This window comes from Paenibacillus sp. 203, from assembly GCF_037027525.1.
Classification (GTDB): domain Bacteria; phylum Bacillota; class Bacilli; order Paenibacillales; family Paenibacillaceae; genus Paenibacillus; species Paenibacillus polymyxa_B.
The window spans coordinates 73496-92996 of the sequence record NZ_JAXCHD010000002.1 but is presented as its reverse complement, the minus strand read 5'-3'; the positions used below and the strand labels follow the sequence as shown (position 1 = coordinate 92996).

The 19501-nt window shown below is 47.0% G+C and carries 15 protein-coding genes; 13 read left to right on the top strand and 2 right to left on the bottom strand.

The window, feature by feature from the left end; genetic code table 11:
* From WA407_RS03535 to WA407_RS03490, 10 genes are all read left to right on the top strand, one after another.
* Entirely contained in the window at window positions 1-984 is a 984-nt protein-coding gene (locus WA407_RS03535) for an ABC transporter ATP-binding protein (RefSeq protein WP_076160234.1), read from the top strand.
* Window positions 977-1945 carry an ABC transporter ATP-binding protein gene (locus WA407_RS03530; RefSeq protein WP_235308217.1) on the top strand — a complete coding sequence of 323 codons (969 nt, stop codon included), beginning with the start codon at window positions 977-979 and terminating at the stop codon, window positions 1943-1945. Before WA407_RS03535 ends, WA407_RS03530 begins: the two co-directional genes overlap by 8 nt.
* Window positions 1946-2206: 261 nt before the next feature.
* Complete coding sequence (gene rpsN, locus WA407_RS03525; protein ID WP_061831925.1) at window positions 2207-2476, top strand: 30S ribosomal protein S14; 270 nt, start codon at window positions 2207-2209, stop codon at window positions 2474-2476.
* Window positions 2477-2724: 248 nt separating this feature from the next.
* Complete coding sequence (locus WA407_RS03520; RefSeq protein ID WP_235308218.1) at window positions 2725-3717, top strand: cation diffusion facilitator family transporter; 993 nt, start codon at window positions 2725-2727, stop codon at window positions 3715-3717.
* A 206-nt stretch (window positions 3718-3923) separates the two neighbouring features.
* On the top strand, window positions 3924-5828 hold the full coding sequence (locus tag WA407_RS03515) for a heparinase II/III domain-containing protein (RefSeq protein WP_235308219.1): 1905 nt from the start codon (window positions 3924-3926) through the stop codon (window positions 5826-5828).
* Between the two features lie 28 nt (window positions 5829-5856).
* Window positions 5857-7767: a glycosyl hydrolase gene (locus WA407_RS03510; RefSeq protein ID WP_235308220.1), complete on the top strand. Its 1911-nt coding sequence runs from the start codon at window positions 5857-5859 to the stop codon at window positions 7765-7767.
* Window positions 7768-7823: 56 nt separating this feature from the next.
* Window positions 7824-8960, top strand: a complete 1137-nt coding sequence (locus tag WA407_RS03505; protein ID WP_235308221.1) for a glycoside hydrolase family 88 protein — start codon at window positions 7824-7826, stop codon at window positions 8958-8960.
* Window positions 8961-9359: 399 nt separating this feature from the next.
* Window positions 9360-9854, top strand: coding sequence for an RDD family protein (locus WA407_RS03500; protein WP_322162014.1), 495 nt, complete (start codon window positions 9360-9362; stop codon window positions 9852-9854).
* A gap of 473 nt (window positions 9855-10327) precedes the next feature.
* Window positions 10328-12295, top strand: a complete 1968-nt coding sequence (locus tag WA407_RS03495; RefSeq protein WP_336076804.1) for an ATP-dependent DNA helicase — start codon at window positions 10328-10330, stop codon at window positions 12293-12295.
* Window positions 12289-12588, top strand: coding sequence for a DUF6509 family protein (locus WA407_RS03490; protein ID WP_336076803.1), 300 nt, complete (start codon window positions 12289-12291; stop codon window positions 12586-12588). The genes WA407_RS03495 and WA407_RS03490 overlap by 7 nt, the downstream gene beginning before the upstream one ends.
* 119 nt (window positions 12589-12707) lie before the next feature.
* Here the strand turns inward: WA407_RS03490 and WA407_RS03485 are convergent, their stop codons facing one another.
* Window positions 12708-13070 carry a hypothetical protein gene (locus WA407_RS03485; RefSeq protein ID WP_336076802.1) on the bottom strand — a complete coding sequence of 121 codons (363 nt, stop codon included), beginning with the start codon at window positions 13068-13070 and terminating at the stop codon, window positions 12708-12710.
* A 254-nt stretch (window positions 13071-13324) separates the two neighbouring features.
* Here WA407_RS03485 and WA407_RS03480 point away from each other — a divergent pair, with 254 nt between their 5' ends.
* The 3 genes from WA407_RS03480 (at window position 13325) to WA407_RS03470 (ending at window position 18333) form a co-directional block, all read left to right on the top strand.
* Entirely contained in the window at window positions 13325-14248 is a 924-nt protein-coding gene (locus tag WA407_RS03480) for a PLP-dependent cysteine synthase family protein (RefSeq protein ID WP_023988377.1), read from the top strand.
* 1 nt (window position 14249) lies between these two features.
* Window positions 14250-15380 carry a bifunctional cystathionine gamma-lyase/homocysteine desulfhydrase gene (locus WA407_RS03475; RefSeq protein WP_069291805.1) on the top strand — a complete coding sequence of 377 codons (1131 nt, stop codon included), beginning with the start codon at window positions 14250-14252 and terminating at the stop codon, window positions 15378-15380.
* A gap of 196 nt (window positions 15381-15576) precedes the next feature.
* A complete protein-coding gene (locus WA407_RS03470) occupies window positions 15577-18333 on the top strand; it encodes a PHB depolymerase family esterase (protein ID WP_336076801.1) in 2757 nt (918 codons plus the stop codon).
* Between the two features lie 139 nt (window positions 18334-18472).
* Here the strand turns inward: WA407_RS03470 and WA407_RS03465 are convergent, their stop codons facing one another.
* Window positions 18473-19390 carry a hypothetical protein gene (locus WA407_RS03465; RefSeq protein WP_336076800.1) on the bottom strand — a complete coding sequence of 306 codons (918 nt, stop codon included), beginning with the start codon at window positions 19388-19390 and terminating at the stop codon, window positions 18473-18475.
* Window positions 19391-19501: the final 111 nt, after the last annotated feature.

Sequence of the window (19501 nt, the reverse complement as noted above, 5' to 3'; positions counted from 1 at the left end):
ATGGACAATTTACTTTCCATTGAACATTTAAGCACTCATTTTTATACAGAAGAAGGAACGGTTAAAGCGGTGGATGATATCAGCTTCCGTGTGAAGCCGGGGGAAACGGTATGCATTGTCGGTGAATCGGGCTGCGGCAAAAGTATTACCGCGATGTCGATCATGGGTCTGATCCAGAGTCCTGGTGGTAAAGTGGCAGGCGGAAGCATCCGCTTTGAGGAAACCGATCTACTAGAGCTTAGCAGAAATGAGATGCGCACAATTCGCGGACATGAAATCTCCATGATCTTTCAGGAGCCGATGTCTTCATTGAATCCAGTCATGACCATTGGCGAACAACTGTCAGAGCCGCTGATTGAGCATTTAAAGATGGGACGAAAGGAAGCTCGTAAGCGGGCACTGGAGCTGATCGAACAGGTCGGTATATCCCGGCCGGAGCAGATTTTAAAAAGCTATCCGCATGAACTGAGCGGGGGGATGCTACAGCGAATTATGATTGCCATTGCTGTTTCTTGCGGTCCCAAGCTGCTTATTGCGGATGAGCCAACCACGGCGCTGGATGTAACGATTCAGGCGCAAATTCTGGATATGCTGCGTGAGTTTAAAGCTCAATCCAATATGTCGCTCATGCTAATCACCCACGATCTGGGTGTTGTCGCCGAAATGGCTGATTACGTCATTGTGATGTATGCAGGCAAGATCGTCGAGGAAGGCGAAGTGGTACAGCTGTTTAATCATCCCAAGCATCCTTATACACAAGGGTTACTAAAATCCAAACCGGTGCTTAATCAGCGCCAAGAGGAACTGTATTCCATTCCCGGGCAGGTCCCTAATCCGCTGGAGCTGACGACTTCCTGTTATTTTCACGACCGCTGTGGGCATTGCATGGACATTTGTCGTGTAAAGGAGCCTACATTAAAGGAAGTTTCAGCTCAGCAGAAAGCATCCTGCTGGTTATATGAGGAGGCGGTTGTTCATGGCTGAGCCGTTGTTGGAAATAGACCGCTTAAAAACGTACTTTCCGGTGAAGTCCGGGTTTATGAACCGTACTTCAGGACATGTGCGGGCAGTAGACGATATCAGCTTTACGATCCGTCAGGGTGAAACTTTCGGATTGGTAGGGGAATCGGGGAGCGGTAAAAGCACGGTGGGCCGCACGATTGTTAGATTGACGGATAAAACGGACGGTACCGTAAAATACAAAGGGGTGGATCTGCACAGCTTGTCTGCCAAAGGGATGCAGGAACTTCGTCCCAAAATTCAGCTGATCTTTCAAGACCCATATAGCTCGCTGAATCCGCGTGTACGGATTGGTGATGCCATTGGTGAGGCGCTACTGGATCACGATATAGCAACGAAGGAGGAGGTCCGGCAGATTGTGCTGGACGTGCTCAAGCTATGTGGATTGTCAGAGTATCATATCGACCGTTTTCCCCATGAATTTTCGGGAGGTCAACGCCAACGGATCGGCATTGCCCGAGCGCTGGCGCTTCAGCCGGATCTAATTATCGCTGATGAGCCGGTATCAGCGCTGGATGTGTCCATACAGGCGCAGATTATTAACCTATTCGCCAAATTGCAGGCCGAACGGGGTCTGACATATTTGTTCATCTCGCATGATTTGAGCGTGGTGGAACATTTGTGTTCCCGTATTGGCGTGATGTATTTAGGCTCCATGGTCGAAACGGCATCGCGTGACGAGCTATTCGGGAATCCGTTGCATCCGTATACGAAGGCGTTGCTGTCGGCTGTACCTATTCCGGTGCCGAAGCTGAAGAGAGAACGTATTTTGCTCAAGGGGGATATTCCTAGTCCGGTTAATCCGCCTTCGGGCTGCAAGTTCCATACTCGCTGCCCCTTTGCAATCGATCGTTGCTCCAAAGAGATTCCACTCTATCGTGAGGCTCGTCCAGATCACTGGGTAGCTTGCCATTTGGCTGAATGAACATAGCTAGTCAATAAATTTTAAAGCCGTTGAAACGGCAGACCGATCACAAGAGTGAACGGGGCTACTGTTTCAACGGCTTTTTAATGTTGTGATTCAAACCGCTTGGGTTGACAACCTACCTGGAGCACGTTATATTAAATATTAATCGTAATGATTACTATTTAATATGTGAAATCAAGTCCATATCCGTGTTCATCCATCTCGCGGTAGTGAGGGTGAACCTTCATGATTGGCATATATCACAAGGAGGAGCTTTACATGGCCAAGAAGTCAAAAGTCGTAAAAGAGAAGAAACGCCAGGAAATTGTAGCTAAATATGCGGACCTGAGACGTGAATTGAAAGCAAAAGGGAACTACGAAGCTTTGCAAAAGCTTCCGCGTGACTCATCTCCAACCCGCCTGAAAAGCCGTTGCGAGCTGACAGGCAGACCCAGAGGATACTTGCGCAAATTCAAGCTGTCTCGTATCGCGTTTCGCGAGTTGGCACATAAAGGCCAAATTCCAGGAATTACGAAATCAAGCTGGTAAATAGGCACTTATGTCAATCGTCAGCGCATGGAGATTATCTGTGTTGTTAACCTGAGGGTATGTCTGATAGAAGGTTGTAACGGGAATGCTTCATGTCGTAGGGGACATGGGGCATTCCTTTTCCATGGAAAATATTATCGTTTGTATTGATTCTCCTCAGATGGTTAGGTAGAATATGGACGGGTTAAAAATAATACATAACAAACGATAATATATCAGATTATGTATACCTCAGGAGGAGCTACAAGATGGAAGTGAAAGAGAGAGAGGACTCCTTTTGGAGTATGGTCAAAAAAGGAAACAAATCCTCGGGCTCGGCGGCGTTAGGGAATACCGGCATTGCCTTGATTAAGGGGATTGCTTTTGCCTTGACAGGCAGCGGTTCTATGTTTGCTACGATGATGCATTCCATTGCGGATGCAGTGAATCAAATGTTTGTATTCGCGGGCAGTGTACTGGCAGAGAAAAAACCGACAAAACGCTTTCCTACCGGCTTTGGACGAGTGATTAACCTGTTCTGTATGGTTGCCGTTATTGTCGTAACGATTATGGCCTATGAAACCGCATTGGAAGGCATTCATTTGCTGCAGCATCCGGCTGAATCTACACATGGATTTTGGATTAATGTAATAGTGCTGATTTTGTCACTAGTGGTGGACGGATTTGTATGGAGCAAAGCGATGAAAGAAGTGCTGCATGAATCCAGAGTAGAAGCGAAGGGGGTAGGCATTTTCACCTCTGCGTTCCGCCATGTGGGGCGTGCTGCACCGCCAACCCGGCTGGTGTTTTATGAAGATTTGGTAGCAACAACGGGTGGAGTACTCGCTTTGCTAGCAGTGGTGGTCACATCGCTGACAGATTTTAAACTGCTGGACGGCATTTCAAGTATTCTCATCGGTTGTCTGATGGTGGGTGTTGCTTTCCGGGTCGGTTACGACAACATGGTAGGTTTGATCGGTGTATCTGCTCCTCCTGATATCGAAGAACGTGTGGCTTCCATTATTCTCGCAGATACGCATGTTACGGATATTTATCAAATGCGTATTTTACAGGAGGGACGCTATTATCACGTGGAAGGGTTGATTGAGCTTACGCCGGGCATGACGCTGGCAGATGCTGACGATATTAAATTTAGAGTCGAGGACGCTTTGCTGCGTGATCCTAATATCTCAGATGCAGCACTGGGTATTCTGGAGGATGACGGGATTAGAAAGTGGAAACAAGAGAAACCCACAGTTTAGAAAACATGATCAAAGCGAATCTGGACGGAGATTGGCACTAGTGTAAAACAAGAACTTCCATGACCACGGCAACGGGGCATAGAGGTTCTTTTATTTTTTCTCAATTGTTTTGCTACCCCTTTGAATTTACAATGATTGTTAGATACAATGAAAGCGTTAACAAAAAAGAAGGTGAAACAAATGCTTCTCATGAGGAGGAAATGCAGATGAGTCTTCTGAGGGAGGCTTGGCCTGCTTCGCGGCTCGTTAAGGCGCTGGCTGGCGGCATGCAGGATTCAGCAAGGCAACGGTTAAGGAGTAATTGGACAAAAAGGCTACGGACGACTGTCTCTGAGCCGATATACGCCGAGCTTTGGATGGATATTGAGCGTGTCTGTAGAGATAATCGGGAAATATCATGGCCTGAACTGCCGTTGTCTCTGTTTCGGCAATTTGCTAATACAGGAGAGCGCAAGCCGTATGAGGATGTGTACTTTGAACGGCGTGGACGACTGGTTGCTATAGTGCTGGAAGCTGTTGTCAAGCCGGAGCCTCAAAAGATGAAAGAGGTGGAAAGCAGTCTGCTGGACATATGCAGTGAGTACACATGGGCGCTTCCTGCACATGTCAATGAAGAGGACACCGTAACACCGCCTTGGCAGCAGGTGGATTTATTCGCGTCCGAAACAGCACAAACGCTGGTTGAAATTTTATTGCTGCTAGGAGAACAACTGGCTAGCCATGTGGTCGCTCAGGTGCACGAAGAGATCGAACGTCGTGTACTGGAACCTGTTTTTTGGAAGCCTCGTCATTTTGGATGGGAAACCGCAGATCATAACTGGTCGGCAGTATGTGCTTCCGGTTGCGGAATTGTAGCACTGCTGCTGGTAGAAGATGACTCTTCCAGAGCGGTAGCCATCGAGAGTATGCTGGGCGCGCTGGATTGTTTTTTGGCAGGCTATAGTGAGGACGGGGGATGCCCCGAAGGCGTAGGATACTGGGTGTACGGCTTTGGTTATTTCATTTATTTTGCCGATATGCTGCGTGAGTTTACCGAGGGAGCTGTGGATATTCTGAACTCGAAAAAGATTAGGCAAATTGCAGCCTTTGGGGAGCGGGTTCATCTGTCGAATGGAATTTTCGCTAATTATTCGGACAGTAGTGAAACTGAACGATTGCCTTCCGGACTCATCTCTCATTTGAATTCATTGCAAGAACGACCATCTATACTCCCTTTCCGCGTACCTGGTCTGTTGGAAGACCCCTGTCGCCGCTGGGCTCATGTATTGCGTAACCTGGTGTGGACGAATTCTTTGGCATTTGGGAGCGGTGAGACCGTTGCCAATTATTTGCCCCAACTCGGTTGGCTGATGTGCCGTAGCCGCAGTTCCAGCCATAGTGGACCCAGAAGCCAAAAGGGTGAATCAGGTGTCATGCTTGCTTTTTCAGCGAAGGCTGGGCATAACAATGAACCGCACAATCATAACGATCTTGGACATTTTATCCTTCATGGCGGTGGCGAAAATCTATTGTGTGATCTGGGAGCAGGCTTGTACACGAAAGCCTATTTTTCACCGGGACGAGAGTCAATTATTAATATCTCCTCTGGTGGTCATTCCGTGCCTGTCATCAATGGGACTTTACAGCAATCGGGCGCAAAGGCAAAGGCGGTTGTGCTGGATATTGCTTTGGATAAGCAGGAGGAGGTACAGACGGGCACAAGGCTTAAGCTTGACTTGACATCTGCTTATCCCGTAGAAGAATTGGCGGTCTTCACCCGCTCCTTTATATGGAATGTGCTGGAGGGAAACGAGGGGGCAAGGCTTACCGTCACCGATCACTTTGAGTTTGAAACGTCTGGCGTGAGCATGAAATCATGGAATGTGGAGGAGTTTTTCATCAGCTGTATTCAGCCTAATCTGGGAACAGGCTTCGTAGAATGGAAGGGAGCGAACGCAGTCGTCAGGCTAGATTATGATGCCGGCGTGCTGCGGTCGGGGTTGGAGGCTGTGAAGCACATAGATCATGACGGAGCTCCCTTTGTGTTTTATAAAACATCGCTGCAACTAGACTCCAATCACTGGAGCGATTCTGCAAGCGTAGATTGCAATCTGTTTTTTACCATACATTAATTTTCATTTTGAATGGGAGGCAGACAGGATGAATAAGCTGCAGACAGGCAGCGTGTACCCTTGGCAGACGGAGTTGGAGAGATTTATAGAACAGGTGGAAAGCGCGCCAAATCGAGTGAATGACGGATGGACTCACCAACGTAAGCTGGCCGTGCTGGAAAAGCTGGTTCGCGCATATGCCCTGCATCAGGATGATACCGGAGCTATCATTGACCCCCATTCTGAAAGTGAACGGTACTACTCCACCCCGTCCTATGCGTTGGCAGCGGCGGTGTTGGTCAAAGAAGGCCGGCATGATTTACTGGAATCTGCTGCTGCGGCCTTGACGCATAGCATAGCTTGTGTAGTGGAGGAAAAAGCTCCAGATCACCACCCAGACTTTTTTCCAATTATGATGATGGGCGCGTATCGGCTCCTTAAAAATCTGCTGCCAGAGCAAGCCACGGCATGGAAGCAACAACTGAGCAGAATTCAGCCGGAGCAGACCTACATTTTTACGATGAGCAAAATGAAAAACCCGAATCGGATGATCAACTGGAATGCGATTATGATTTCCGGCGAGTTTTTGCGTGCAGCGGAAGGAATTGCAGCCGATTCGGAATGGATGGAGACATATATCCGCAGCTACCATCTGCCTCGTTTTACGGGTTTGGGCCTGTACCAGGATGGACCGCTGGATCGGCCCAATAGCCCATTTGCCTACGATATTGTTACACGTTTTCATTTGGGCGTGATGCTGGAGAATGGATATGATGGCAGCTGCGCACTCGAACTGCGTGACCACCTTCGCAGGGGGGCGCTCAGCACATTACTGGCGCTATCCCCGCACGGGGAAATTCCGCCGCGTGGAAGAAGCGCGCAGCATCAGTGGAACGAAGCGGCTGCTGCCTTTGTCTTTACAACACATGCTCAGCAGGCTATTACGGCAGGAGAGCATGGGCTTGCAGGTGCGTTCCGACGGGCAGCAGATCTATGCTGGCAAGCGATTAGCCGTTGGCAGACCGATGACGGCAAGCTGCATATCGTCCGCAACCATTATTCGTCCGAGGCACGGCATGGCTTTGAGGTGTACTCGAATCATACCTGCTACAGTCTGTGGACGGCGGCTGTTCTGGCCCACACCCTTCTATATGGTGAGGAGATGGATCGCATTTCCCCAACCTTCATCCCGGCGGAGATCGGCAGCCGGGTGTTGGCAACGGACGGTTGGTTCCAGACTGTCATTGCAGCCGTAGAGGGGCAGCAAATGCTTGTGCAAACATCGGTCAACGATCCGTACAATGTTCCGGGCATCGTGCGTATTCAGCAGTCTGCGCTGCCGTCGCTGATCGGTCCGTCCTCAGCAGGTCATGCAGACCGCGGCTTTACAGGCTTCGCGGAGGGAGATATTTTCCCGCTAAGCTATACCCCGGCCTGGCAAACGGAGGACGGAAAGTGGCACAGCTTGTCGGAAGGTATTCCCGGTACGCTGGAGTTCGACCGGGATGGAGGGATTGACCCGCAGGATGGTGGAGGAACCGTACAGATGGAACAAAGCTCAGCGTCTGACGGAGCAACGGATTTTACACTCCTGTGGGAAGGCCCGTTCCCGGGAGTGAGGGAAATCCGAACGCATTATCGTCAGGTACCCGGCAAAATTGAAGTGGCGTATGAGCTTCAAGGCAATATTCAGAATGTAGGGGCGCTTATTCCCTTAATGTCGTATGACGGTCGGGAGCGCAGCGTTATTCATCATGTCATGTCAGCCGGGGAAGAAACGGAAAGCATTCGAGTAGAATACGCAGGTGCAAGCCTCGAAGTCATCCCGACGACGGAAGGAACGAACGTGGTATGGCCGGAAGAATTAGCTTCCGTGGCCTGTCGGAATGGGTTACTTAAGGGAGCGCGTATGGAATGTGAAGGCAACCGCATTTCCTTTATCATTCGGTTACCTGAATAAATAGAGCTAGAGCCATAAATATGATTTAATATGTGGAAAAAGGAGAGGAAAAAGAAATGACGAAAGCAGAAGCTTGGCTGGAGCAATCGTGGGAGCTGGCTTTGGATAAGACGCTTGCCTTGGCGGCAAGACTGGGAGACGCTTTTCCACATGTTGCTGAGGGTGGACGTTATGATAATCGTGAAGAAGCGTGGTGGACAGCAGGTTTTTATCCGGGGCTGCTGTGGCTGGTCAATCGGGCGCGTCCTGACAGTGTGGCTGCCGGGATTGCACAGCGGTGCGAGGGTCGTTTGGAAAAAATACTCTATAATAGCGAAGCTGTAGACCATGATCTTGGCTTTATTTGGCTGCTCAGCGGTGTGGCCGCCCATCGGATGACCGGAGATTCAGAGTCCAGAAGACGTGGGTTGTTGGCTGCCAATCTGCTGGCTGCCCGTTTTAACGTGAATGGCCGTTTTATTCGCGCGTGGAACTTCCCCTCGAAGGACATGGATACACGGGGCGTTGCGATTATAGACAGTATGATGAATCTACCCTTGCTTTATTGGGCTTCGGAGGAAAGCGGAGATCCGCGTTTTGCCGCTCTCGCTGTGCAGCATGCAGATACCATAGCACGTGAATTTGTCCGTTCGGACGGCTCTATCGCACATGTAGTCGAATTCGATCCGGAGATTGGAAAAAAGGTCGCCGAGCATGGCGGACAGGGATTTGCTCCCGGTTCTGCCTGGGCACGCGGCACGGCTTGGGCTTTGTATGGTTTTACGCTTTCGTACGGGTACACGCGCGATTCGCGTTATTTGAAGGTGGCCGAGAACACGGCTGATTTTTTTCTATCCCAGCTGGGTGATGCTTGCCTGCCTGTGTGGGATTTTAGAGCAGAGGAAGAGCACCGCGGGGCATGGGATTCATCGGCTGCGGCAATTGCGGCCAGTGGTTTGCTGGAGCTAGCAAAATATTCGGCGCGTGCGGAGCATTTTACAGAAGCTGCAGAATCTATCCTCGAGGGCTTGCATCACACGTGTACAGCGTGGGGCGAGGAGCATGAGGGATTGCTGTTGAACGGGACCGTACATTATCCTGAGCAAAAATACATCAACGTTCCCATTATCTATGGCGATTATTTCTTTGTCGAGGCATTGGCAAAGCTGCGCGGTGAAGAAGGTTTGTTTAGTGTTGAATGCAAAAAAATATAGTGTATAAGCGTGCAAGAACGAACTCATTTTTAATCGTCCTATAATTTGTCAGATTTACGGAATGAATTGTGAGACAGCGTGTGTGTAATTTCATTTACATATACGCTGTTTTTTTATGCATGAAAAGGCTGGATTTATTTCGATGCCAAAGTACTACTTATGGGTAGTTAAGAGATCATAGCTGCGCTTGTTTTGTACCCAATCCAAGAAAAATCATTGTATATAAGCTCTTAATTCCTATGAAAATTTTCATTTTGATGCATGGAAATAGGTCCTTTTACTTGTTTAAGAGCATTTGCTCGTAAATTGACAATATAGGTGGGTAACCGTATGATATCTTCTTGGATAAAGGGATAAACTGGATTTTAAATCTCATTTGCAAAAGGAGTTATACATATCATGACAGCAACAAGTGATAGTACAAAAAGAATATACGGAGGATTTTGGATAAGAACAGCAGCGTTTTTGATTGATCTAATCATCATGACTTTATTAGTCATTTTAGTAGGGAGTATGCTTTCTATTACTCCAGACCTACTGGGCATAGAGGAGACTGGCTTCATATTAGAGTTTTTAATTTGGATGCCGCTGATTTTTTGGCTCGTGCTACCATGGCTGTATTGTGGTTTATGGGAATCATCGAAAGTACAGGCTACACCGGGTAAGCTTGCGTTCTCTTTAGTTGTCGTGGACAAGGAAGGAAAACGCCTTGGATTTTTACACGCCTCAGGACGTTATTGGATTAAGGCTATTTCTTTTGTAATTGCTCATATTATTTATATTGTGGTTGCTTTTACTGCCAAAAAACAGGGACTCCACGATCTTTGTGCCAACACCTTTGTTGTACATAAAAAAGAATTGCAGCGATATGACCAGCAATCGTCTTTTCTGTAAGTATTATAGGAGATCACCAAAGCTTCTGTTTAATGCATATTTTTCAATTAACAAGAAACCAGCTAATGCTTGCAATACATTAGGTGGTTATTTGTTTTTTCATTTTGTTAAGGTGTTTTACTTTTTTTGTAAGGAAAGCAAGACATTTTTCATTTATAAAATAACGATACTACGGTGGTGTGCAGCGTAGTGGAGGATTTGAATATGGAGAAGCGTAGCGTTCGCCTTTGCCATGGGATTCTTACCTTTTAAAGGTTTATGAAAATCTGAGAATCCCGGGGCAACAGCGATCGTAGGATCAAATGCTACACGTAGCGTCTCACTCAGACAAAAGTATGTCCCTTTATTTTAAAGGGATTCTTATAGCGAAATAAAAAATGTAAGCTGTTCTTACAGTTTTCATGTTCTTTTTAGCTTGTTTTGCGTTATAATGAAAGGATGCACATTATGAACGAATTGGAGGCACAGCCCGATTGACTACTTACCCTTTTGCCTTTGATCCGTCCAAGCCGTTTATTGAGCAGGCAAGTGACTGGATTGCGGATGTATTTTATGAAGTTTTGCCTGAAGTCGGCTTTGAGGTTCGGGATGAACAAATTTATATGGCATTCCAGCTAGAACGTGCCTATAAGGAAAAAAAGACCATTTTTGCAGAAGCGGGTGTGGGCACTGGTAAAACGCTCGTATACCTGCTGTACGCTATTGCATATGCCCGATACATGAGAAAACCAGCGATTATCGCCTGTGCGGACGAATCGTTAATTGAACAATTGGTAAAGCCGGAAGGGGATATTGCCAAGCTGGCACAGCATTTGAATCTGACGATTGATGCCAGATTGGGGAAGTCGCCGGATCAGTATATTTGTCTGAATAAGCTGGATGAGGTACGAGGCGGACTGGATGAGGACGCAGATGTTTTCCGTGATATTTATCAGGAACTGCCGGATTTTGTTCATTTTCCAGATACGTTACAATCCTTTACTCCTTACGGGAACCGAAAGGAATATCCCGAGCTAACAGATGGACAGTGGAGCAGACTCGGATGGGATGTATTTCAAGACTGTCTCGTTTGCCATCAGCGGCATCGTTGCGGTCAGACGTTGTCTCGTGATCATTACCGTAAAGCGGCAGATCTGGTCATCTGCTCTCATGACTTTTACATGGAGCATGTATGGACCTACGAAGCGAGAAAGCGCGAGGGTCAGCTGCCGTTGCTGCCGGAGCACAGCTCTGTTGTCTTTGACGAAGGGCATTTGCTGGAGACAGCGGCACAAAATGCGCTTACCTACAAGCTTAAGCACGCTCAGTTTGAATCTATAATTACCCGATTGCTGGAGGGAGAAGTACGGGAATCTTTGGCAATGACGATCGAAGATGCGATCTCCCAAAGTGAGGCTTTGTTCGCTGCGCTTGATAAGAACAGTCAGCCTGTACAGGGTTCTAATCGCAAGGAGTTCATTCTGAATGAGTCACTGATTCGAGAGGTAAACCGCTTTGGTGAACTGATCGGCACGATCGAAGAAGAGCTTGTATTTGAAAGCGGGCTATTCTCTTTGGATGAGTATCAAGTCAAAATTGTGGAAGAACATTTGGAAATGATTCAAACCGCGTTGGCTTTGTTTAAGCGTCCTGAACTTCTCATTTCGTGGGTGATGGAGGATCAGGATGGATTAACGCTTGTGGTTATGCCGAAGATGGTCAAAGAGATTCTCAAAGAACGAGTATTTGCGCAGCATATACCGATCGTATTCTCTTCAGCTACACTTTCCGTAGAGAGCTCTTTTGACTATATGGCGCAGAGTCTCGGTATTGAAAATCCGCTAACGTTTTCTGTTGCTTCACCTTATGACTACAGCGATCAGATGCAAGCTGCCCTGTACCCGTTGCAAGCGGGGGATGATCCAATCCCGAGAGCACTGGCACTGCTGGAGAAATCACAGGGAAGAGCGCTTATCCTGTTTCCTTCACAGGAAGAACTGGCTACATTCCAGACGGGTCTCGTTGCCTACCCGGAGGCGTCTGCCTATCGTTTTCTGTACGAAGGTTCGGCTGAAATCAGCCATCTGATCTCAGCTTTTCAGAATGATGAGGAAAGTGTGTTATGTGCTGTTACATTATGGGAAGGATTGGATATTCCTGGACCTTCTCTGTCGCACGTCATTATCTGGTCACTGCCATTTCCTCCGAATGATCCGGTTTTTACGGCTCTGCGCAAGGATGCAGCAGATCCGTTTATTCAGATAGATTTGCCTCACATGGCACTTAGACTCAGACAAGGCATAGGGCGTTTAATTCGCTCGCGTAATGATCGGGGCTGGATATCCATCATGGGCCAGGATTTGAGTCGTCAAGAAGTACGTACACAAGTTGAACAACTACTGCCTGCGGGCGTAGAATGCACCGTAATTGAAGGAAACCCGGGGGGAATAAAAACATGTTGAACTTTACAACGTACACAGTAGATCAGATTAAAGATGCTTTTGGTATTTTGACTGGACAGCGTTATGAATTTATCATTGATGTAGAGGTAGAGGAGGACGACGAGCTATACACTGAAAACGGACTGTATATCCGTTGTCTTTATTTAGTAGACGAAGAAAAGACGGGACTGCTAAAGTATGAATTAATTGAAAAAGTAACGAATCGTTACATTGATCTTGAACTTGAAAATGATGAGTTGCAAGCTGTTGAAACCTTCTGTAAAGAACATGTACAGGATGAAACAGTGAAGTAATAGTATAGAACACTTAGCTAGCAAAGCTGGTATATAGCTAACATATAATGAAGATATCAAGGAGTCCTGACATGATCAGGCTCCTTATTTTTATGGCCATTGAAGAGAACTTATTTGCTTTAGCGCAGTCTATCCCACACATTCACCATAAACAGCATAGTCCCCCCGGCGAGTAACACCCATCCTATGACGATCCAAACTCCAGCCTCTGGAACTTTGTAATTTTCACCTATAATCGCCAATATCAACACGGGCAGACCGATATTATGCATCCAAAAATGGATATGTGCCAGAATAGTAACTGAAAGGGCAGGAAAGGTCACATAGATCAGACCTATAATTCCAAGTGCAATCCAACCCAGCAAATGGGTATGAGACTGAACATTGGACAGGCTGTAATCACCCGACACGCCAATAATTACACTAAGCAGCACACTAAGGGCAAAATATACGGCAGCTATCTTCAGAAATTGCTTTCCCATATATGAATTCCTCCTTATGTTGTACGGGGATATTTTGTGACATCTTCTCTATCATATCGAGTAAGCAGGCAGGGGTGTGGGTATTGTGATTGGTCCATTTGACAAAAGCTTCAAATACACATAAAATCTTATTGCATCAATACTTACCGTATTACTGTGTTTTCTCGGAGATGATAGCGGACTTCTCCGACAATAGGCGTTAATTTTTGACCATTGGTTTATTTTGGATTCGCCATTAAAAGGAGCTTGAAATTATGAATGTATATCAAAATACCCTTGAACTCATCGGACGCACGCCATTAGTGGAGCTGAACAGCTATTCTCTACCGAGAGGAATTCGCCTGTTTGCGAAGCTGGAGTTTATGAATCCCGGCGGCAGCGTTAAGGATCGGGTGGGGAAGGCTCTAATTGAAAAAGCATTAAAAACAGGTCAGCTGAAGCCAGGGGGGACATTAATTGAAGCAACAGCAGGCAACGCAGGTATTGGTCTTGCGATGGCAGCGCTTCATTATAATATCTCGGTTATTTTTGCTGTGCCTGAGAAGTTCAGCCAAGAGAAGCAGGACCTGATGAAGGCATTGGGAGCACGCATCGTTCATACCCCGACAAGTGAGGGGATGAAAGGAGCTATCGAAAAAACAAAAGAATTAGCTGCTGAAATAAAAGATGCATACTTGCCACGGCAATTCAGTAATCCGGATAATCCCGAGGCATACTATACGACAATGGGACCTGAAATATGGAACGATCTGGACGGCAAAGTGGACGTATTTGTGGCAGGTGCAGGCTCGGGGGGAACGTTTATGGGAACCTCGCGTTATCTTAAGGAACAAAATGCAGCCCTTAAAACGGTCATCGTGGAGCCAGAAGGGTCCATTTTGAATGGCGGCGAGTCAGGCCCACATAAAACAGAAGGAATTGGCATGGAATTAATCCCTGAATTTGTGGATAAAGGATATTTTAATGCCATTCACACCATTAGCGATGTCGATGCTTTTGACCGTGTCAAGGAACTGGCTGCACGTGAAGGTCTTCTCGTTGGCAGTTCTTCAGGGTCTGCTTTACATGCCGCTTTACTGGAAGCAGAAAATGCACCGGATGGCGCACATATTGTCACCATTTTCCCGGATAGCAGCGAACGTTATCTGAGCAAAAAAATATATGAAGGCGGGATATAAAATGAAACGCAAAACAAAACTGATTCACGGCGGGCTTCCTACCGATCCCCATACAGGCGCGGTTAACGTTCCTATTTATCAGGTAAGCACTTATGAGCAAGAGGAAATTGGCGTCCATAAGGGATACGAATATTCGCGTACAGGCAATCCGACCCGGTTTGCTCTGGAGGAGCTGATCAAGGATCTGGAGGAAGGAAAGCGTGGTTTTGCTTTCGGTTCGGGTATGGCAGCCATTCATGCGGTATTTTCACTGTTTAACGCAGGGGATCATATTTTGCTGACCGATGATGTATACGGAGGCACCTACCGTATTGTAAGCAAAGTGCTCAGCCGTATCGGAATTGAATCCACATTTGTGGATACGACTGATCTGGAAGCCATCTCCAAAGCAATTCGTCCGAATACGAAGGCATTGTATGTCGAAACGCCAACGAACCCGCTTTTGAAGGTTACTGATATCCGTGCTGTATCGGAGCTTGTAAAAAAACATGATCTTTTACTGATCGTCGACAACACATTTGCTACCCCTTATTGGCAGACGCCAATTACACTTGGGGCTGATATCGTCATTCACTCTGCTACCAAGTATTTGGGCGGCCACAGCGATGTTGTAGCCGGTCTGGCTGTTGTGAACAGCGACGAGCTGGGAGAACAACTTCATTTTCTGCAAAACGCCATCGGTGCTATTCTCGGCCCGCAGGATTCTTGGTTATTGATCCGCGGTATTAAAACATTGGGTCTGCGTATGGAAGCGATTGAGCAAAATGCGAAGGAGATTGCAGCCTTTTTGGAAAAACATCCGAAGGTTAGCAAAGTGTACTATCCTGGACTGGAAAGCCATGCACAACATGAACTGTCCAAAACCCAGGCCGAAGGCTTTGGCGGCATCATTTCCTTTGATGTAGGTAGTGACGCTAACGCGGTTGCACTTCTGAAAAAGGTGAAATATTTTACACTAGCTGAAAGCTTGGGAGCGGTTGAAAGTCTGATTAGCGTTCCGGCACGTATGACGCACGCCTCTATTCCGGTAGAACGTCGTGCAGAGTTAGGCATTACCGAAGGTTTGGTGCGGATTTCGGTTGGGATCGAAGATCTGGAAGATTTGATCGAAGACTTACAGGCAGCATTGTAAGAAAATAAGTGGGATCAAGAGAGGTAGCTGAGGCTGCCTCTTTTTTTTTGTTTTTTTATCACAGCTACTTTTTTGAGAAGAACAGAGGAGTACGTAGATGTAATAACGAATAGTTTTATATAGTTCAATTGAATGTTAAACGGGATATAACCGCGACTACGTCTCTGAGGAAACAAAAACCTGGAGGGGGAATGTTATGAGGTTCACACATCTGGAAAAAGCAACAACTGTGCTGTCGGATCATCCGGTACGTCTGAGGTCTGCTTATGCAGTCGGTCCGGTCATGCTCCCGGAAAATTGCGGTGTGGGCAGGGAATGGTCCAATTATTTTGCTCATGAGGATTGGAATTTGGAAAAGGCTTGTGGTGAAGAAGGAATAGAGCTTTCAGCCGGAGGAAAGGCAGCGTGCCGATTACTGACCGAGCTAGACCCTCGGACTGCGGAACTGAATCTGGGTGTTTTTCCGCCTTTGGCCGAACAAGAAAGGCTTTTGCTGGTTTCAAATCTTCGTTGTATGGTTGCACAGGAAGTGATTTTCAGACCCTTTGAAGGAACGGGACAAATTTGGATAGATGGCACACTGGTATATGCGGAATCCGGTCCTTTTCGCTTGTATCTGGAGGAAGGCGATCACACGGTAGTTATCATTGCTGCGTTTATTCCTGAGGAGGCCCGCTCTATTCGTATCAGTGGAAATCAGGTATGCAACGAACCAGATGTGGCAGAACTGCATCGTGAATTTGTAGACCGTAATATACGTTTTCATATGGCATGGCTAGAGGTTGAGAAAAGTGCTGGCAGGGAGGGTGAAGACAGCCCGATCTTATTTTATTTACTGCGTAAGGATCGGATAGATCTTCCCTTAGATCAAACGTTATGGGTCGAGGTAACGAATGATGAAGGCATGAAGCTGGATCGCTTTCCAGCACATTGGGAGCAGGAGCAAAGTTATGACTGGGATGAGGAAAAGGCCAGGAATACGGGAATGCTGCACTTCACCGTTACATATCGGGATCATGAGGCTGTGGAGCATCATTTTGTGTATTCGGCACTTGTGCGGCCTTTGTCAGTCGTCGTGGAGGGCTTGCAGGAAGAGTATGACCGGTACATTCAAGCCCGCGCTATAGATATTCTTCCTTCTGCGCAGAAAATACAAATAGAGGGCCTGCTTGAAGAATTAAAAAGGTTAACGGATTTGCCGGAAGATCCTTTTGAAATCTGGGATTACCGGATTGTGCGTGAATATATCAAGCTATTAAAACAGATCTTCACAAATGGACATACCGAACAGTCACAGCCCCCATCCTTACTTCAAGAAGAACACATTTTTTTGTCTAATGACGGAATTGGGGAAGGATTTTTTGTCTCCCGTTTGGACAATAGTTTGCAACGTTATACCATTCAGCTTCCTAGATGCTACTCGACTGACCGACAGTATCCTCTGATCGTCCTGATGCCAGGCAAGCGATATGAGCTGGGTTTGCCGGATTTTCAGAATCGAGGTTTTGGGCAAGGCTGGGAAGAGGAAGCTATATTTGTTACTTTTTCATGCCGTGGTGTAACGTTGGGTAGTTATATTGGAGAAGCTGCTTTTTTGGAGGCGCTGGATGTCATACTGCAAGCATACCGAGTGGACGAAGAGCGGATCTATCTGACGGGTTATTCGAACGGAGCCTATGCGGCCTGGGCGATGGCACAGGCTTATCCTTCTCGGTTTGCGGCTATTGCGGTTATCTCTGGAGCGCCACATCCTAAGCATCTGATAAATCTGTTGAATATGCCAATATTGAATGTATGCGGAGATCAGGATTACTTATTTGCACAAGCATACACAGCCCCTGTAACAGAGCTTCTATCTGATCATTTTAGAGGTGTTGTAGAGCGGCAGTCTAATCACTGGGATACGCATGAGCTGAGACTTCTGGACGGCGTACTGGGTTGGCTTATGCAATGGAAAAGAGATGTCGTACCTCAGCGTATTGCCTATCGGACGGAACGGGGGAGACATAACCGGGCTTACTGGCTGGAACTGACGCGAATGGATGAAAATGAGGAATATGCCGAGTTGTACGGTGAAATGAGTGCCACAGGTGAGTTGGATATCGAGGCAGTTCACGCCGAAGAATTTATCATTCATCTTTCTCAAGAGGTTATGCCCTTGGAGCTGGCCCAGGTTCGTATCGGAGCCCGTATTTTCGTGTTGGACTTGCGAGAATACAGCCGCTTTCGCTTTGTTAAAACACAGTCACATAAACGCCCCTCACCTGAATACCGTTTGATTGCCGAACGGGAGGAAGAAAGCAGTGGATGCTTTACAAAAGAATCGGATGCCAAAATGAAAACGGTGGGCTCGAAAAGCGTGGGAAGAAACGTTTTGAGCCACGGTATGGGTGTGCTTGACGTTTATATGGATCGTCTTCACATTGTCCTTCCATCCAGCTATGCTACACCGGAGGAAGAGCAGGCGGTGAGACGGACGGCGAACGCCTTGGCTAGCCCACGAACAGCAACTTGGAATCCGTATATCGGTGTTCATTATCCCGTGGTGTCTTCTAATGATATTACGGAGGAAGCACTGGCTGATAGCAACGTGATTTGTATCACTTCGGGCTTGTCCAGACATGAGCTGCTTCAAAAGCACCAGGCCGATCTGCAAATTACATGTACGGAGGAAGGGTATACATTGGGCGACGACTTTACGGCAGGCGAGTATTGTCTGTCATATATTCAACCTAGCCCATGGTCTGCAACCCAGCAAATGCTTGTTGTAGCGACCAATTCACCCCGTATACTGGGTAAAAACCTATTTATGCGCAGACTAATTATGCCTGGATATTTTAATGGTCTACACCCATATTTGAATAAAGAGATTATTGTGTATGATAGCAAGGGAGTGCGTGCTCTTAACTTTACTTCCATTCGACATGCGCAGCAGAAACTGCAAGGCCAATAAAAAAGATAACAATGTTATAATAATCCATAATTAAAAAAACCGTCTGGAGGCACGTTGGCGATCCTGACGGTTTTTTGCTGCTTTATTGCAGTGGTTTGTCATGGTAATGACGTCATATATAGAAGGGCGTTAGGACAGATCAGTTTTTATACTGCTCCATCAGGTACATGATCTTTACTTCATCGGCCAAATCTCCAAAGGGTTCTAACGGATTCTCTTGAATGATATGATATAAACGCTGGACTCGTTCCTTTGGCAGTTTGCGTACATATCTGGAAATGAAAGCGGCATGGGTGACTACGTAGCGCTTTTTACGGACAGCTGCACTGGCTACGCGGACGAGAATATCTTCGCCCCCTGCCAATTCCAGAATACGGCGCTCATAAAAGACTACGTATCGGAATGTCCGGTCCTTGATCAGCTCACGATTGAGTCTGGCAATCTCTCCGATATATCTGACCATAAGCGGCTCGAAGCTCTTGATCAGGAGGGGATCGAGCGTTAATTCCATGTCTTTGCGGAGAACGAAAGATTGCAGCAGGGCGACCTGCTGGAGCCTTATCCGATCATTGTGAATGAGTACAGCCATCTCACGCAGCATTTCATAGGAGACACGCTCACTGAGTTGCCGCAGGGCAACCGCGTTTTTATGATTAATGTTTAGTCCTTCCTGGATCTGCCCTATACGACCTCTGAACAGACGTATAAGCTGCCTACGCTGTTCATAAGGATAAATACCCTGCTGTAGAAGCACCAAGGGCAGCAGAAGAAGCGCACCGACGATACCGCACAAAAGCATTTGTTGCGGCGAGTGGCCGAAAAAGACAGTAGCGGCCAGCAATATGACACTGACAGCAAGGTCTTTACGAAAATAACGTTTGGCTCTGAGTCTGGCATATTGCTCTACAGGAACTAGTGTATCCCGACCACATGATGTGCACTTTTCTTCCCAAAGGGCGGTAAATTGCCCACAACGCTTGCAGACTCTTAGCTTTTGGAAGGCGTGCTCTGTGCGGGTAAATGGGCGAAATTGTACAGCTTGTTTGGAACTATTCATTGCGCTCACTTCTCCGGTTCAACAGTGCTAGAAGCTCGGTGTCGATTTGTGTAATCGACGGGGCCCGTTTTTTATGTATATAGTAAATTAGTGATTTGATGGCGACAAAAA

What these genes read in the sequence shown, in the direction of transcription:
- WA407_RS03535 (WP_076160234.1), top strand. Translation starts at nt 1, where the DNA reads ATGGACAATTTACTTTCCATTGAACATTTAAGCACTCATTTTTATACA.
- WA407_RS03530 (WP_235308217.1), top strand. Translation starts at nt 977, where the DNA reads ATGGCTGAGCCGTTGTTGGAAATAGACCGCTTAAAAACGTACTTTCCG.
- rpsN (WP_061831925.1), top strand. Translation starts at nt 2,207, where the DNA reads ATGGCCAAGAAGTCAAAAGTCGTAAAAGAGAAGAAACGCCAGGAAATT.
- WA407_RS03520 (WP_235308218.1), top strand. Translation starts at nt 2,725, where the DNA reads ATGGAAGTGAAAGAGAGAGAGGACTCCTTTTGGAGTATGGTCAAAAAA.
- WA407_RS03515 (WP_235308219.1), top strand. Translation starts at nt 3,924, where the DNA reads ATGAGTCTTCTGAGGGAGGCTTGGCCTGCTTCGCGGCTCGTTAAGGCG.
- WA407_RS03510 (WP_235308220.1), top strand. Translation starts at nt 5,857, where the DNA reads ATGAATAAGCTGCAGACAGGCAGCGTGTACCCTTGGCAGACGGAGTTG.
- WA407_RS03505 (WP_235308221.1), top strand. Translation starts at nt 7,824, where the DNA reads ATGACGAAAGCAGAAGCTTGGCTGGAGCAATCGTGGGAGCTGGCTTTG.
- WA407_RS03500 (WP_322162014.1), top strand. Translation starts at nt 9,360, where the DNA reads ATGACAGCAACAAGTGATAGTACAAAAAGAATATACGGAGGATTTTGG.
- WA407_RS03490 (WP_336076803.1), top strand. Translation starts at nt 12,289, where the DNA reads ATGTTGAACTTTACAACGTACACAGTAGATCAGATTAAAGATGCTTTT.
- WA407_RS03485 (WP_336076802.1), bottom strand. Translation starts at nt 13,070, where the DNA reads ATGGGAAAGCAATTTCTGAAGATAGCTGCCGTATATTTTGCCCTTAGT.
- WA407_RS03480 (WP_023988377.1), top strand. Translation starts at nt 13,325, where the DNA reads ATGAATGTATATCAAAATACCCTTGAACTCATCGGACGCACGCCATTA.
- WA407_RS03475 (WP_069291805.1), top strand. Translation starts at nt 14,250, where the DNA reads ATGAAACGCAAAACAAAACTGATTCACGGCGGGCTTCCTACCGATCCC.
- WA407_RS03470 (WP_336076801.1), top strand. Translation starts at nt 15,577, where the DNA reads ATGAGGTTCACACATCTGGAAAAAGCAACAACTGTGCTGTCGGATCAT.
- WA407_RS03465 (WP_336076800.1), bottom strand. Translation starts at nt 19,390, where the DNA reads ATGAATAGTTCCAAACAAGCTGTACAATTTCGCCCATTTACCCGCACA.